Genomic DNA, 14,837 nt, shown 5'->3' with positions numbered 1-14,837 from the left:
TGTCAAGGTAAAAAAGTAACCTTGACAGGGCTAGTACAGTATGGCGTAAATTGTCTAAAACTTTTACACAATGGTAATTACGAATTACGGAAAGTGTTAATCAGCCTTAGCCTTTAGCTAACTTGTTGTTGGATGTGTAGTAAACCTTACTACCAGTATCAGGTACAAAATGGCAGCTGATACATGAATTCCATAATGACTTCCAAATTGGTTCTTCCGCCTTGTGGAAATACTCACCCATCACTGGTTTGATTGCCTCAGTTGCCTTCAGCAAATTGTAGTGAGGGATGTTAAGGAATATATGGTGAGCAACATGAGTACCGATATCGTGATGGATATGATTAACCAAACCATAATCACGGTCAATACTAGAAATTGCGCCTTTGAGGAAAGTCCAATCTTCTCCACGATACCAGGGAAGCTCTGGCTCAGTATGGTGCAAGAATGTCACCAAATCTAGCCAAACTATAAATACAAGGTAGGGCACAGCGTAATATTTCAGCAACCACATCCAACCCCATTGGTAGGTGAGGAAACCCAACAAACCTACCATCCCAGTCAAAAGGACAGTGCTAGTGATAACATCCCATTTTTCCGATGATTTGAAAAGCGGACTGCTGGGCAAAAAGTGAGAGCCTTCTTTATTAGGAGAACGCTTAAACAGATATACAGGATAAGCCAAGAGAAAAACATAATATCTGCCTATCTTTTGTGCTAAAGGCATCTCTTTGTATTCTGATTCCGTCACAGGATACCAGCTTTCATCGTTATCGATATTGCCAGTATTTTTATGATGAGTTCTGTGACTAATCCGCCAACCATGATAAGGAACAAGTATTGGTGTGTGAGAAAGATGTCCAATCAAATCATTCAGCCATTTATGCTTAGAAAAAGATTGGTGTCCGCAGTCATGCCCGACCACAAACAAAGCCCAAAACATCGTTCCTTGCATTAGCCAGAAAATCGGAAAGAAAAGCCAAGAATCCAGGTAAGAAGCAACTGCATAAAGCAGACCGATAATTAAAATATCACGAAAAAAGTAAAAAAGTGATTTTGTCACATTGGGCTGAAAGCATTCCGCAGGAATTGCAGCTTTTAAATCCCCAAGTGTGAAAGGCAATTTAGTCGTATCCTCAGACGTTTCAGAAGGAGGATTATTGAACGTGATGATGTTTGATGGCACTGGATTCTTTTGATTGGATATAAATCGGAACTTTAATTGAGACAAAATTATCTCACCTATAGGATGCCCACGAAACTAGCGATCGCTAACATCAAAGAAGATAAATTTTGGCAATTTAGCTAACAAATTTTAGTTAGTAAAAAGTCGCCAAATTCTATTTAAACACAGCATGATAAACGCTCTCGTTGAGTTCAAGAGCGTAAGTCTAATCACAGCGCTATTTATTGCTCTGTATAATATTCGTTGAAAGTTTTATAGCCAACATCAGTTGTGTATAGTTGACACTGGTCTGTAATCTGCTTCATTAAAGACCAAGAAAACTGACACTCATCATGTAGATAAGGCTGCCAATTTTCTTTGATGCTGCTGTAAGCTAGCCGCAAATTATAAGAAGGAATCGCAGTGGAAATATGATGAGGGACATGAACATTGATATCGTGGCACAAAACCTCCACCCAACGCGGATAATCGCAATGAATAGTGCCAAATAGTTGTGCTAGAGCTTCGTTCCACTTGTTCGCTGTCGTAAAAGGAACATCTGCGGCAGTATGGTGAACAATAGTAAAAGTACTCATCCAAAAATGGTAAATCATCCAGGGCACTAGCCAAAACTTGACAAATCCCCAGATACCAGTTGTGGCAATGAGAAGCGGGAAAGCGATCGCTGCAAACACAACTACTACAGCCACAGAAAGCTTGATACTCGATTGGTCTTTAGTTTTAAAGTTCCGCCAATCAAAATGCACCACAGCCCAATGTCCAATGGAACCTACCCACCAGAAGCGTTTACGCATGAACAGTTCAAAAGCAGACTGTCGGGTTTTATCCCAATCTTCAAACACTTCTGGTCTGATTGGATGCCAAGCGTTGTCCTCATCCAGCTTGTTGGTATGAGTATGGTGATAATTATGCTTAATGCGCCAACTGTGAAAAGGGTAAATTAACGGCATCATGAAGAAATGCCCTACCAAATCATTTACCCAACGACGTTTGGCAAAAGACCTGTGACCGCAATCATGGCCAATTACAAAAAAACCTGTTAAAGCAGTACCCGTAAAAATCCAAGCTAGGGGCAAGAGAAACCAAGGAGCGATAATCAGGCTGTAATAACCCAACGCAACTGCCAAGACACTGAGTATTACTTGTGTCCAAGCTTTGCGACGGTTCTGCTGAAAACATTCCCGTGGCAAGGTTTTGACAATATCTTTGAGCCGAAAGTCGGAATTACTAGGCTCGTCACTTAGTTTCTGGCTATTAATTATTGATGTAGTCATGGACACCTAAAAAACAACAAACTCCTCCACCAAGTCACCAAAAAGTAACTTGCAGTAAAATTTCTTCACATTAGCGCTTTGGATTATAGCAACCTAACCGACACAAGCGCACCAGTAAATAGCTTTTTGAAAAGTTAGGAGTTAGAAGTGATGAATTATGAGTTAAAAACGTTACACATCCTAACTCCTGTACAGACGCGATTAATTGCGTCTCTACTCCTAACTAACTTTTGTTGGGGCCAACTTCACATTAGTTGCCAGACCAACTGCTTGCAGCAATTGAACTGTCATCCAGGTTAAATCGATTTCCCACCATTTCAGCCCGTGACGAGCTGAATATTGAAAAGCATGATGGTTATTATGCCAGCCTTCACCGAAAACTAGTACGGCTACCCACCAGCAATTAGTCGATTTATCGCCAGAATCATAGCTCTGATAGCCAAATTTATGAGTAGCGCTGTTCACCAACCAAGTGCAGTGGTAAACCCAGACAATGCGAACAAAAATTCCCCAAATAACAAACGGCCAGCCACCTAGAAGCAAAAGCAATACACCTAGAGCAACCTGGATTAAAATGAAATATTTTTCTAAAAACTGATAAACTGGGTCTTCGGCAATGTCTTTGGTGAAACGAGGAACATCAGCGTGAGCGGGACAGTAGTGAATCAGCCAATCCATGTGGCTCCACCAGAAGCCTTTATTAGAATCATGGGGATCGGCATCAGTATCTGAGTGTAAATGATGAATGCGATGCGTCCCTACCCACTCAATTGGGCCTCCTTGACACGAGAGTGTGCCGAAGAAAACCAAGAGATACTCTAGCCACTTGGGAGTTTGAAAACTGCGGTGAGTAACAAGGCGGTGAAATCCGAGAGTAACTCCTAAACCACCTGTTATCCAGTACAGCAAGAAACCCACACCAACTGCCGTCCAGCTAAAGTTACCAGGAACAAAGGCAAATAAAGCGCCGATGTGCAGTCCAATGAAAAATAGGGTATTGACCCAGTTAATTTGAGGTTTGGTTGAAGTAGCAATTGTCATGCAGTAACCTGAATTTTAATTTTCCAGCTTAAGAACAGCGCGATCGCAAAATCCGCATATCGATAATTTTTTTTTGAACGAGGAACTGATGAACAGCTTAGAACAGCTGCGGCAAGCAGAACAGGCACTATTAGAAATTTTTTCTGGTATTGACGCTCAGGTCAAGCATAATCTAAAACGAGTGCTGGATGCTTTTCGTAATCACCGTGTAGGCGCACACCACTTTGCAGGTGTAAGTGGTTATGGTCATGATGATTTAGGACGAGAAACTTTAGATAAAGTTTTTGCCGAAGTTATGGGCGCTGAAGCTGCGGCCGTGCGGGTTCAGTACGTTTCTGGAACTCATGCGATCGCCTGTGCTTTGTTTGGTGTTCTCCGTCCGGGAGATGAAATGTTAGCAGTGGTCGGTTCTCCCTACGATACGCTTGAAGAAGTTATTGGTTTACGAGGTCAAGGTCAAGGCTCTCTTATTGAGTTTGGCATAAATTACCGCCAATTGGAGCTAACCCCAGAAGGAACCATAGATTGGCAAGCTTTAACTACTAGTGTGGCTGAAAACACTCGTTTAGTCTTAATTCAGCGCTCTTGTGGCTATTCTTGGCGTCCTAGTTTATCAATTGCCGATATTGAAAAAATCGTCCACTTAGTCAAACAGCAAAACCCGAATACCGTTTGCTTTGTAGATAACTGCTACGGCGAATTCATTGAAACCAGAGAACCCACAACTGTAGGTGCTGATTTAATGGCGGGATCGCTGATTAAAAATCCTGGTGGCACCATTGTCAGCGCTGGCGGTTATGTCGCCGGTCGCGCCGACTTGGTAGAAGCAGCCGCCTGTCGCCTTACGGCTCCCGGTATCGGTAGTTATGGCGGTGCTACTTTTGACCAAAATCGCCTGCTGTTCCAAGGTTTATTTCTAGCGCCGCAGATGGTAGGAGAGGCAATGAAAGGGACTTATCTTACTGGTTATGTGTTTGATAAACTCGGTTATCCAGTCAATCCCCCTCCCTTGGCTCCCCGTGGGGATGTAATTCAAGCAATTAAACTCGGCTCTGCCGAAAAGCTAATTGCTTTCTGTAAAGCCATACAACAGCATTCTCCGATCGGTTCCTACTTAGACCCCGTTCCAGATGATATGCCAGGGTATGAGAGCCAGGTAGTTATGGCTGGGGGGACATTTATTGAAGGGAGTACTTTGGAATTATCAGCAGATGGGCCAATGCGATCGCCGTATGTAGTTTATTGCCAGGGTGGGACTCATTGGACTCATGTAGCGATCGCCCTGGAAGCTGCGATCGATGCAGTTGGCAGTAATGGTTATTGAGAAGGCAGGAGGCAGGAGGCAGAGGGCAGAAGGGAAACCCCATAAATAAATGCCAACGTATTTTAGAAGATTTGTTCGCTAGACAGGAGAACGACTAGTAATGAGCGATCGCTACACCACCACTGCTGCACGTCTCAATATTTACACCCAAGGTCAAGGATTCCCAATTTTGGGCTTACATGGTCATCCTGGTACTGGTCATAGTCTTTCTGTCTTTACCAATCATTTATCAAAACGCTACAAAACTTTTGCCCCGGATTTACGGGGATACGGCAAAAGTCGCTACAACGGCAATTTTGACATGAATGACCATTTGACTGATTTAGAAGCACTGCTAGACCGTTTGCAGATTGAAAAGTGCCTAGTATTGGGATGGTCACTTGGTGGCATTTTGGCAATGGAGATGGCATTACGTTTGCCAGAGCGCGTTACTGGGCTGATTTTAGTGGCGACAGCTGCAAAACCCCGTGGCAGTCATCCTCCGATTACTTGGCAAGATAATTTATATACTGGCATTGCTGCGCTATTAAACTATATAAAACCGAGTTGGCAATGGAATATTGAAACTTTTGGTAAGCGATCGCTTTTCCGTTATCTAATTCAACAACATACATCTACTAGTTACAATTACATCGCCAAGGAAGCAGTACCAGCTTATTTGCAAACCTCTCCAGCTGCTACTCGCGCCCTCTATAGTGCAATTCAATCAGGATACAATCGGCTTCTAGATTTAGAACAAATACAATGTCCTAGTCTAGTACTTGCTGGCGAACAAGACCGTCACATCACATCTGATTCCAGCTTACAAACTGCTCAACACCTCAACAATTCTCAGTGGCACTGCTATCCCAACACCGCCCATCTTTTTCCGTGGGAAGTTCCCCAGTTGGTGCTGAATGATATTGACCATTGGCTCGAAGAACATCCGCAGGTAATTCGTAATTCGTAATTCGTAATTAAACTGAGAGTCACAAGAATTGACTATAAAAGGTTTAGCCGTTACAGGTGGGGTCTAAATCTTCACCCGTAATGTAATTACGAATTACGAGTTATTAATAGTCAAAAATAGTGAAAAAATTTTGACTATTGACGAAGAAATGGAGAAGGAAGATGTGGTGACGCAATGAGTGAAAAAGACGTAATAACCCCCGTAAAAGAATTTTCTGTGTCTTTATATCTTTACGTCTTTGCATCAGAGCCTCCTTTTCATTCTCTGGCCTAACTTAAATTTGACCGCCAAAGGCAGGCTGTACTTTGCGGTCAAATCTTTCCCCCAAGTCGTCAGCAATTGTTAAGTTACTAGGTTTGCAACGCTTGACATTCACAATAATTCCCTGCGCTCCTTCAAGCTCTAAATCTTCTATGTATCCTTTACTTGCTAATGTTGCATCAGAAGAATTTAGAAATGGCCCGAAGTAATACGTGCAACGGGGATTCTGCGTCACAATCTCTACCCACCAAGCCAAGCCGAGGTAGTCGAATGTGTTAATTAACACTTCCTTGAGGTTATGCCAAATGGTTTTCATGGTTTTCGCTGATTTATAAACGTCTACAGGGTGTTAAACGATAGGGTACTTTATTATCTTTTACATTTCTTTATACTCTGTTACTGTTATTTTTTCAAAGAGATTTTTTGCAATTTATCTAAGTGCAGCGTATTTAGCGATCGCTGGCGATAAATCTCATAAAGCGCCATACCTGCGGCTACAGAAGCATTCAGGCTGGGAGTCTTACCCTGTAGAGGAATCGATACTAAAAAATCACAGGAGCGTTGAGTCAACATACCCAGACCTTCACCTTCTGAACCGATTACCAAAACGATGGGGCCAGTGAAATTGACTGTATGTAAAGGTTCGCTGCCACTTGCAGCAGTACCATAAATCCAAAAGCCAGCTTCCTTTAATTCTTCTAAGGAGCGGCTGAGGTTGACAACTCTAGCTACAGCAAAATTTTCTAAAGCGCCTGCTGCCACTTTCATGACCGTGGAAGTGATCCCAGATGCCCTTCTTTGGGGAATTACCAATCCTTGAGCGCCTATTGCTTCAGCTGTGCGAATAATTGCTCCTAAGTTGTGGGGATCGGTAATTCCGTCAGCCACGACAATTACAGCATCAGTTACAGATTTGCACTGCTCAATTAGATCGGCCAATTCCATGTAAGCGTAGGGAGCAATTTGTGCTGCCACACCTTGGTGATTAGCGCCGTTGGTGAGATAGTCTAAACGTTTGGGTTCAACCTCATCGATAACTGTGCCATTTTCCTTTGCTTGCAAAAGGAAATGGTGAAAGCTGGGATCGTACCGCAGACGGGTAGTAATCCACAGACGATTGAGATTGCGCTGATTTTGCAATGCACTCAATACTGGATGGCGACCGTAGATGAGATCGTTATCTTCTTCTGTCGGTGTAGATACAGACGGCTGGGAGAAGTTGCTATTTCGTTGTCGCGAGTTCCCATAACTGGGGTTGCTATCTATTTTCTTGGGATTGCGATTCGGATTAACAACAGAGATGGTGTTGCCATCTACTTTTCTGGGGTTGTGAGTTGGATTCGCACCAGAAATAGGGTTACTATCTACTTTTCTGGGGTTGTGAGTTGGATTCGCACCAGAGATAGGGTTACTATCTACTTTTCTGGGCTTGCGAGTCGGATTCGCACCAGAGATGGGGTTGCTATCTATTTTCCTGGGATTGCGAGCCGGATTAGTAACAACACGTTTACCTTTAATTTTTACGGGTTGTCCACGATTTGGTTCGTTTGAAGTATTGACTTTTCTGGGTTTATCCTGCATTTGAGTTATGAATATAGCGTATGGTTGCTCGTTCCGATTACCTCAATTTTTTGAACCTAATCTAGTGTTATGGCTACTGCGAAATTGAGTTTTCACTCTTTTTCTAGATGAAGTATTTGCAACAGTTCGGTTAGACGTTGGTAATCGGTGATATATAAGTAGCCTATTAAAGTTTCTAGACTAGTTGCCTGTTGATAAATTTCGGGATTAAGTCGCTTAGGGCGTCCTGTTGCGGCGTTTCTACCCCGTCGGACAATTTCTAATTCGGTATCCCTGAGATGAGGAATCAGCGATCGCAAATGTAGCGCTTGTGTTTCTGCTCTTACCTGCTCCACTACCAGACGATGGTAAATTCCTGACCGCTGCAATGGCAGCAGATAGAACATTCTAACATACAACTCATAAATTGCATCCCCTAAATATGCTAAAGCACTAGGAGAAATTTGTTGCACTTGCGAGAGGGAAATCTGTTGGAATGGCCCTGTGGTTGCCAAGAGTGCTTCAGTCCAAGACAAGCTCTGTTTGGGAGTTTCATCTTGTCCATCTAATAGCTCTTCCTCCTGTGACTTCACAAATAAATCATTCCTTGACGGGCTACATTTGGCAGGCATTCTTGGCAAAGACTGATTTTTCTGAAGTATGCCGTGATAGTATACTTAGCATAATCAATACTATCAAAATTACTTCCTAATTTCATCTTTTTGATTGAGAGTTGGCATTTAAAATCACCCTGATGTCAACATCTATAAACCAAATTTCGCCTACTTGTTGTGGTCTGCGCCTAAGATAGGGTAAAATTTTAACATCAACTTCACCCTTCTACTTGGTAGCATTGCCATACTTACTGAGTAAACGACAACTTTTAACTATACAGCATCAAGTCAAGTCTATCTATAAACAAATCTGCTGGCTTTGTATTTCTTACAACAAATATCTCAGACTTGATTATTTATTCAATATTCTACCCAACGATTACATACCCAATAGAGACCCAATTTATTGGGTCTCTATATCTTTAATTATTACTCAACTTTAAACATAATAGCTCAACTGGCTTTATGCCTCTCCCACAAGGAGAGAGGTTTTCTGCCAGAAGTTTTAAAAATTAAGCTATCCGATTTTGAATTTGGATAGCTAAATTTACCTCTCAGATCGAGCAATCAAGACTACTTGACGTTTTCTAGAGCGTCTTCAACTGATTTTTGCAGGGAGAGAAACTTCTCTAGGCGAACAAGCTTGACCGTTTGAGTTACGCGGGCATTCGTGACAATTTGCAAAGTGCCATCGGCAGTTTGAGCCTGCTTGGCTAGCTGCACCAGAGCGCCCAAGCCAGAGCTATCAACAAAGTCAATTTGTGAGAGATCCAAAATAATGTGCTTAGGGCCCTCGTCTATCTTGCTGCCAAGTGTCTTGCGAAATGTCGGCTCAGAAAAAGCATCTAACAAACCTGTGAGGCGGAATAGCTGACAGTTATCCCGGACTTCACGAGTGCCCCTCAGGCTAACGGTTAGATTCAGTGGCTCAGCAATAATTCCCTCCTCATGAGTTAAAGTGAACGCTCAAGTATAAATGGTTTTTGAGCAAGTTGTCTACAATCTGTTGAAATAGGGGATTGGGGATTAGGGATTAGGGATTAGGAAATTTCTTTCCTCTATAACCCAGTACCCAGTACCCAGTACCCAGTCCCCATTCCCTATTTTTACCTCACCTCTGCCACGGCTTGACGTGCTGTTCGCATGGCTTGAACAAATTGCTCAAACAAGTAATCAGCATCGTGTGGGCCAGGACTAGCTTCTGGGTGATACTGTACGGAGAATACAGGTAGAGATTTGTGCCGTACTCCGGCAATGGTGCGATCGTTTAAGTTTAGGTGGCTAATTTCTACAACTGTCGTAGGTAAAGAATCTGGGTCAATTGCAAAACTATGGTTTTGGCTGGTAATTTCTACTCGTTGTTGTAAACCGGCAGGCTGATTCAAACCACGATGACCAAATTTGAGTTTATAGGTTTCTGCTCCTAGTGCATGACCTAAAATTTGGTGTCCCATACAAATACCAAAGATGGGTTTTTCACTTAACAGGAGTGCTTTGGCAGTTGCAATCCCTTCAGTGACGGCAGCAGGGTCGCCAGGCCCATTAGAAAGAAACACACCATCTGGATTGTATTTGAGAATTTCTTCTGGTGGTGTATCAGCAGGTACAACAATTACCCGGCAACCATAACTGACTAAGCGACGTAAAATATTGCGTTTAACGCCAAAGTCAAGAGCAACAACGGTAAAGGCTTCCCCAAGATTTTCCCCAGCCTCCGAGTTAAATTCCCAAGCTGGAATTGTGGGATCGGACCATTCATAAGCCGTTGAGGTGGTGACTTCACTAACCAGATTCAATCCTGCCATGTTGGGGGCTGCTAGTACCTGCTCTAGCAATTCCGCTTCATCGAGAATGGTTGTAGAAATGCCACCGTTCATCGCTCCGAACATCCGAATTTTGCGGGTGAGGGCGCGGGTATCGATGCCGTAAATCCCTGGTATTTGGTTTTGTTTGAGGTAGTCAGGTAAAGATTGTGTCGATCGCCAGTTACTCGGACGGTGACAAATATTCCGGGCGATCGCACCCCGCACTTGGGGACCATCTGATTCTTCATCTTCGAGATTGACGCCAGTATTCCCCAATTCAGGATAGGTAAAAATCACAATTTGACCCCGGTAACTAGGGTCAGTCAGAACTTCTTGATAGCCTGTCATGCCAGTGTTGAACACCACTTCTCCGATCGCGGTTCCCGTCGCACCGAAAGACCAACCGCGATAAGTGGTTCCATCTGCAAGGACAAGTAAAGCTGGTATTGAGTCAGTCAGGGGCATAGGTGATAGGATTGGGGATTGGGCATGGGGCATTGAAAAGAGGCAGAGGGGCGGGGTGCGGGCGGCAGAGGGGAAAACTCTTATCCCTGTTCCCTGCTCCCTATTCCTTAATACTGCGATTGTTAATTATCCCATGAGTTGAGCAATTGGGAGTTTTTAAGATAGTTAATTAAAATTAAAAGGGAATTAAAGTAGCGGGAGTGGATTTGGCAAAGCTTGGGCAGTTAAAATTAATTATGCTTCAGTCTTTTTTATCCCGTGCAACCCTAATTTTTGTATCAAGCACTCTAGCGGTTTTGTGCGTTGCCTGTAGTGAAGACAAACTGAACACCGCTACTGGTGGCGATGAGCAACCTATGCCAATTGGGGATCTAGCACCAGTCCAGCCTAGCGTTAAACCAGTAAGACCAGCAGCTAGCCCAGAAGCGCAGCCGCTAGATCCGTTTGAAAGTGAACCAAGTCTTTTTGAGATGGGACGAGACAAAGCTGTTGGCGCTTGGAGTATCAGCCAATCGGCTCAATCTCCAGATGATTGGAAATTGGTGGCGAGTCAGTACCAGGATGCGATCGCGCTGATGCAAAAAATACGGCGACAAAGCCCAGAATTTGCGATCGCTCAAACCAAAATTACGGAATATCGCCGCCAAGTTAAATATGCCCAACAGCAAGCTAATCCTCGCCCTGTTGCAGTTAGAGAACCTCAGAAAATAGTCGTTGTTGTTCCTCAAAGAGAAACCACACCAAAGTTCACTTTACCTCCACGAGAAACAAAACCGTTATCACCAGCGCCAGCTTTGCCTTCATCAGCAGTGGTGATTCCCGATGAAGCAGTATTTACAGCGCCGATAAAAAGACGAATTGGTGGTACGCCAATTGTGGAAGTTACTTTCAATGGCCAGCAACAATTTGAGATGATTGTGGATACAGGAGCAAGTGGCACTGTCATTACCCAAGAGATGGCTAATGCTTTGGGAATCGTCACAGTGGGAAAAGCCAAGGCAAATACCGCCAGTTCCAGAGCTGTAGAATTTCCTGTGGGGTATGTTAATTCGATGGCCGTTGGCGGGGTAGTAGTGAATAGAGTAGCAGTAGCGATCGCAGGTGCGGAACTAGAAACTGGACTTTTAGGACATGACTTTTTTGGTAACTACGATGTCACCATTAAGCGTAATGTGGTAGAGTTTCGTCCGCAATTGCGATCGCAAATCAATTCCCCAGAAACTCAACTAACTGCTCCAACTTCGTCCAAGCAGCCCCACTTTGTAGGATATCCTTAGCGATTTTAATACCCTCGGCGTGATCGAGGAATGCGATTTTACCCGCGACTTGCAGCGCCAACGACGCATTCAACGCTACTGCGTCCTGTTGCGCCTGAGTTCCCTTACCTTGGAGTACAGCCTTGAGAATCTCCGCATTCTCTTGGACATCTCCACCCCGAAGCATACCTATGGAAGCAGGGGTTAAATCTAAATCTAGGGGATTAATAGTAGTTAACTGCACTTCTCCGTCTGATAACACTGCCAAGTCAGTTTCATCTCCTAACCCAGCCTCATCAAGTTTTTCTCGCCCGTGCAGCACAATCGCCTTTTCCTTACCCAAATTCTGTAAAGCTTCGGCAACAGTTGCCAAAAGTTTGGGAGTAAATAAGCCCACCACTTGCCCAGTTGGACGCAAGGGATTTACTAACGGCCCGAGCAAATTAAAAATTGTTCGCACCTTCAAAGTCCGCCGTAATGAGGCAACCGCCTTGAGTGCTGGATGCCAACCAGCGGCAAACAAGAAAGTGATCCCAACTTCTTGTAGTGCTGCTTGTACTTTTTCACTAGAGGCACTTAAGTTTACACCCAAGGCTTCCAATACATCTGCACTTCCCGTAAGACTTGAGGCTGAACGATTGCCATGTTTGGCGACAGGTACGCCAGATGCAGCAGCAACAAAAGCAACTGCTGTAGAAATATTAAAGGTTGATGAACCATCTCCACCAGTGCCACAGGTATCTATTACAGTGCTGAGTGGTGTTAGCGGTAGCGGGGCGTTTAGCCCGTGCTGAGTGCTGAGTGGGGAACATTGAGATTGTAATACTTCAGCCATGCCGGTCAACTCGTCGGCAGAAATGCCTCTAAAGTTCAGTGCTGTTAAAATTGCTCCCGATAACTCTGGGGGAACTGCTTCACTGAGCCAACCCTTCATCAATTCAGCAGATTGAGTACGAGACAATGATTGTCCATCTATTAGTTGTTGCAACAGAATATACCAGCTAACAGAGGATTCTTGAGCAGGGATTGGGGAAGTTGTCATAGCTAAGGTTTTTGTAGGTATGGGAGCCATCCTACCGAAAAATGAGAAATTAGCAGCCAAGGTTGGGAAACTAAAATCCCAACCTTTTGCTGTTGTTAGGAGTTGACATTTAAGCAATTACTTATGTATTCTATAAATAGTTAAGCGTTTGCTTAAATACATGGTTAATAGGAATGAGTAGACCTGCTGCCAGTGCCGATGTTTTTGTGGCGATCGCAGATCCCACACGCAGGGCGCTACTGGATCTGTTACGTAATGGTGAGCAACCAGTCAAAGAACTAGCCCAGCCATTTGCCATGAGCTTGCCAGCGATTTCTCAGCACTTACAGATTCTTTGCGAAGCAGGCTTAGTACAAATGCGAAAAGCAGGGCGACAGCGTTTCTATCGGCTAAACCCGGAGCCATTGAAACAGATATCAGAATGGATTGCTCATTACGAGCAGTTTTGGCAAGAAAAACTCGATGCCCTTGGCAATTATTTGGAGGAAAATTGATGCTCCGATTAAATATGGAAGTGTTTTATCCCTATCCTCCCCAACGGGTTTGGCAGGTACTCACTAACCGTCAGGCATTGGCAGTATGGTTAATGGAAAACGACTTTGAGCCGCGTTTGGGACACAAATTCCGATTTGTGCATTCGACACTGCCGGGGTTGGAGGGAGACATAGACTGTCAGGTAATTGAACTTGATGAGCCAAGACGGCTAGCGTTCACTTGGCAAGACAGTATGATGTGCCAGCCTTCAGTTGTTACCTGGACAATCCAGCCTGTAGTTGGGGGTACAAAACTTTTACTCGAACATAAAGGTTTGATTCAAAAAGCCATCAAGCTCAATGAACCAATGGAACTTTCCCAACCGTGGCAAGGCAAATTTATGCATGAGTCCAAGGCAGGGATGCAGACAGTAATACCAAATAATCGCAGCTCTGTATTCTCATCAATACCCGTTGGTAGATATGAGGCATTAGATAGTATCGTTCTTAGTTATTTTCTCAATGGTGGATGGAACTATAGTTTGCATGAAAAGCTACCGCAAATCTTGGTCAAAGATTGCAGTAGTTAAAGCGTAAATTCACATATTGCACGCCAAGAATTACATTTAAATTTAAAGCTTGGCAACATTATCATTTGTGGTTAGACGAGTATTAGCCAAGCCACATTAAATTGATATTTTGGAAAATCAAATATGAATAAACAGACTTTTGTTGACACAGAAGCTGAAACATGGTTTGAGTTTCAGCCTGTTCTAGGTACGAAATTATTGCCATTAGCTGAAACAGTATCAAAAGCGCACTGAAAATCACCAAACCTAAATCCCCTCTAACCCCCTTAAAAAGGGGGAAATCCTAAAAGCCCCTTTTTTAAGGGGGTTGGGGAATCTCTTGTGCAGAAGTCCTAAATTAATATTTTATCTTTTTTGGAGATATCAAATATGAGTTATCAGACTCAAATCAGCATTCCAATGATTATTCAACAATCAGAAAGAGGAGAGCAAGCATTAGATATTTATTCACGCTTACTTGCAGAACGAATTATATTTTTGCGAAATGAAGTTACAGACGAGACAGCTAACCTTATCGTTGCACAAATTCTATTTCTTGATGCTGAAAATCCAGAGCAAGATATCACATTGTATATTAATAGTCCTGGAGGTTCGGTGACAGCAGGAATGGCTATTTACGATGCCATGAATCAAATTCGTTCAGAAGTATGTACTGTATGCATTGGCATTGCTGCTTCAATGGGATCGTTCTTGCTTGCTGCTGGAAGTAAGGGTAAAAGATATGCTCTACCAAATGCTCGAATTATGATTCATCAACCATTAGGAGGTGTTCAGGGAAAAGTATCTGATATTGAAATTGCAGCCAAAGAAATTTTGTATTTCCGTCAATTGATGAACAAAATACTCGCTGCTAATACAGGTAAATCGCCAGAGCAGATTCAACTGGACTCTGAACGAGACTTTTTCATGAGTCCTGAAGAAGCAAAAACTTACGGTTTAATTGACAGTATCATCTTGAAAACATCTGCATCTATTTAATCTGCAAACAATTCTAATCTCG

At 43.4% G+C, this 14,837-nt stretch carries 15 protein-coding genes; 6 read left to right on the top strand and 9 right to left on the bottom strand.

What is annotated here, in order from left to right; genetic code table 11:
• Nucleotides 1–106: 106 nt before the first annotated feature.
• The 3 genes from RMY64_RS16150 to RMY64_RS16140 form a co-directional block, all read right to left on the bottom strand.
• Nucleotides 107–1,183, bottom strand: a complete 1,077-nt coding sequence (locus RMY64_RS16150) for a fatty acid desaturase (protein ID WP_322700604.1) — start codon at nt 1,181–1,183, stop codon at nt 107–109.
• Nucleotides 1,184–1,404: 221 nt separating this feature from the next.
• On the bottom strand, nt 1,405–2,457 hold the full coding sequence (locus RMY64_RS16145; RefSeq protein ID WP_322674039.1) for a fatty acid desaturase: 1,053 nt from the start codon (nt 2,455–2,457) through the stop codon (nt 1,405–1,407).
• Nucleotides 2,458–2,676: 219 nt separating this feature from the next.
• Complete coding sequence (locus tag RMY64_RS16140) at nt 2,677–3,498, bottom strand: acyl-CoA desaturase (RefSeq protein ID WP_322677631.1); 822 nt, start codon at nt 3,496–3,498, stop codon at nt 2,677–2,679.
• A gap of 88 nt (nt 3,499–3,586) precedes the next feature.
• On the opposite strand from RMY64_RS16140, the gene RMY64_RS16135 reads away from it, so the two are divergent.
• Together RMY64_RS16135 and RMY64_RS16130 are read left to right on the top strand one after the other, a co-directional pair.
• Entirely contained in the window at nt 3,587–4,822 is a 1,236-nt protein-coding gene (locus tag RMY64_RS16135; RefSeq protein WP_322700603.1) for a methionine gamma-lyase family protein, read from the top strand.
• 100 nt (nt 4,823–4,922) lie between these two features.
• Nucleotides 4,923–5,771, top strand: a complete 849-nt coding sequence (locus tag RMY64_RS16130; protein ID WP_322690476.1) for an alpha/beta hydrolase — start codon at nt 4,923–4,925, stop codon at nt 5,769–5,771.
• 274 nt (nt 5,772–6,045) lie between these two features.
• Here RMY64_RS16130 and RMY64_RS16125 read toward each other — a convergent pair whose 3' ends face one another.
• The 5 genes from RMY64_RS16125 to carA form a co-directional block, all read right to left on the bottom strand.
• Entirely contained in the window at nt 6,046–6,348 is a 303-nt protein-coding gene (locus RMY64_RS16125; RefSeq protein WP_322674043.1) for a DUF1816 domain-containing protein, read from the bottom strand.
• A gap of 86 nt (nt 6,349–6,434) precedes the next feature.
• Nucleotides 6,435–7,613: a 23S rRNA (guanosine(2251)-2'-O)-methyltransferase RlmB gene (gene rlmB, locus RMY64_RS16120; RefSeq protein WP_322700602.1), complete on the bottom strand. Its 1,179-nt coding sequence runs from the start codon at nt 7,611–7,613 to the stop codon at nt 6,435–6,437.
• Between the two features lie 92 nt (nt 7,614–7,705).
• Nucleotides 7,706–8,185 (bottom strand): Mini-ribonuclease 3, encoded by a 480-nt coding sequence (locus RMY64_RS16115; RefSeq protein ID WP_194044898.1) that lies wholly within the window; start codon nt 8,183–8,185, stop codon nt 7,706–7,708.
• Between the two features lie 594 nt (nt 8,186–8,779).
• A complete protein-coding gene (locus RMY64_RS16110; protein WP_084227153.1) occupies nt 8,780–9,145 on the bottom strand; it encodes an STAS domain-containing protein in 366 nt (121 codons plus the stop codon).
• Between the two features lie 167 nt (nt 9,146–9,312).
• Nucleotides 9,313–10,476 (bottom strand): glutamine-hydrolyzing carbamoyl-phosphate synthase small subunit, encoded by a 1,164-nt coding sequence (carA, locus tag RMY64_RS16105; RefSeq protein ID WP_322674045.1) that lies wholly within the window; start codon nt 10,474–10,476, stop codon nt 9,313–9,315.
• Between the two features lie 236 nt (nt 10,477–10,712).
• Here carA and RMY64_RS16100 point away from each other — a divergent pair, with 236 nt between their 5' ends.
• Nucleotides 10,713–11,753 (top strand): retropepsin-like aspartic protease, encoded by a 1,041-nt coding sequence (locus RMY64_RS16100; RefSeq protein WP_322674046.1) that lies wholly within the window; start codon nt 10,713–10,715, stop codon nt 11,751–11,753.
• Here the strand turns inward: RMY64_RS16100 and trpD are convergent.
• On the bottom strand, nt 11,683–12,774 hold the full coding sequence (gene trpD, locus RMY64_RS16095) for an anthranilate phosphoribosyltransferase (RefSeq protein WP_322674047.1): 1,092 nt from the start codon (nt 12,772–12,774) through the stop codon (nt 11,683–11,685). The two genes, RMY64_RS16100 and trpD, sit on opposite strands and share 71 nt — an antisense overlap.
• 173 nt (nt 12,775–12,947) lie before the next feature.
• On the opposite strand from trpD, the gene RMY64_RS16090 reads away from it, so the two are divergent.
• The 3 genes from RMY64_RS16090 (at nt 12,948) to clpP (ending at nt 14,815) form a co-directional block, all read left to right on the top strand.
• Nucleotides 12,948–13,268 (top strand): ArsR/SmtB family transcription factor, encoded by a 321-nt coding sequence (locus tag RMY64_RS16090; protein ID WP_292725800.1) that lies wholly within the window; start codon nt 12,948–12,950, stop codon nt 13,266–13,268.
• Nucleotides 13,268–13,837 (top strand): SRPBCC domain-containing protein, encoded by a 570-nt coding sequence (locus tag RMY64_RS16085; protein ID WP_322674048.1) that lies wholly within the window; start codon nt 13,268–13,270, stop codon nt 13,835–13,837. The genes RMY64_RS16090 and RMY64_RS16085 overlap by 1 nt, the downstream gene beginning before the upstream one ends.
• 369 nt (nt 13,838–14,206) lie before the next feature.
• Nucleotides 14,207–14,815, top strand: coding sequence for an ATP-dependent Clp endopeptidase proteolytic subunit ClpP (gene clpP, locus RMY64_RS16080; protein ID WP_322700601.1), 609 nt, complete (start codon nt 14,207–14,209; stop codon nt 14,813–14,815).
• The last annotated feature ends 22 nt before the right edge of the window (nt 14,816–14,837 follow it).

The organism is Nostoc sp. DedQUE08 (assembly GCF_034530895.1).
Taxonomy (GTDB): domain Bacteria; phylum Cyanobacteriota; class Cyanobacteriia; order Cyanobacteriales; family Nostocaceae; genus Nostoc.
This window is presented reverse-complemented; position numbering and strand designations above follow the sequence as displayed.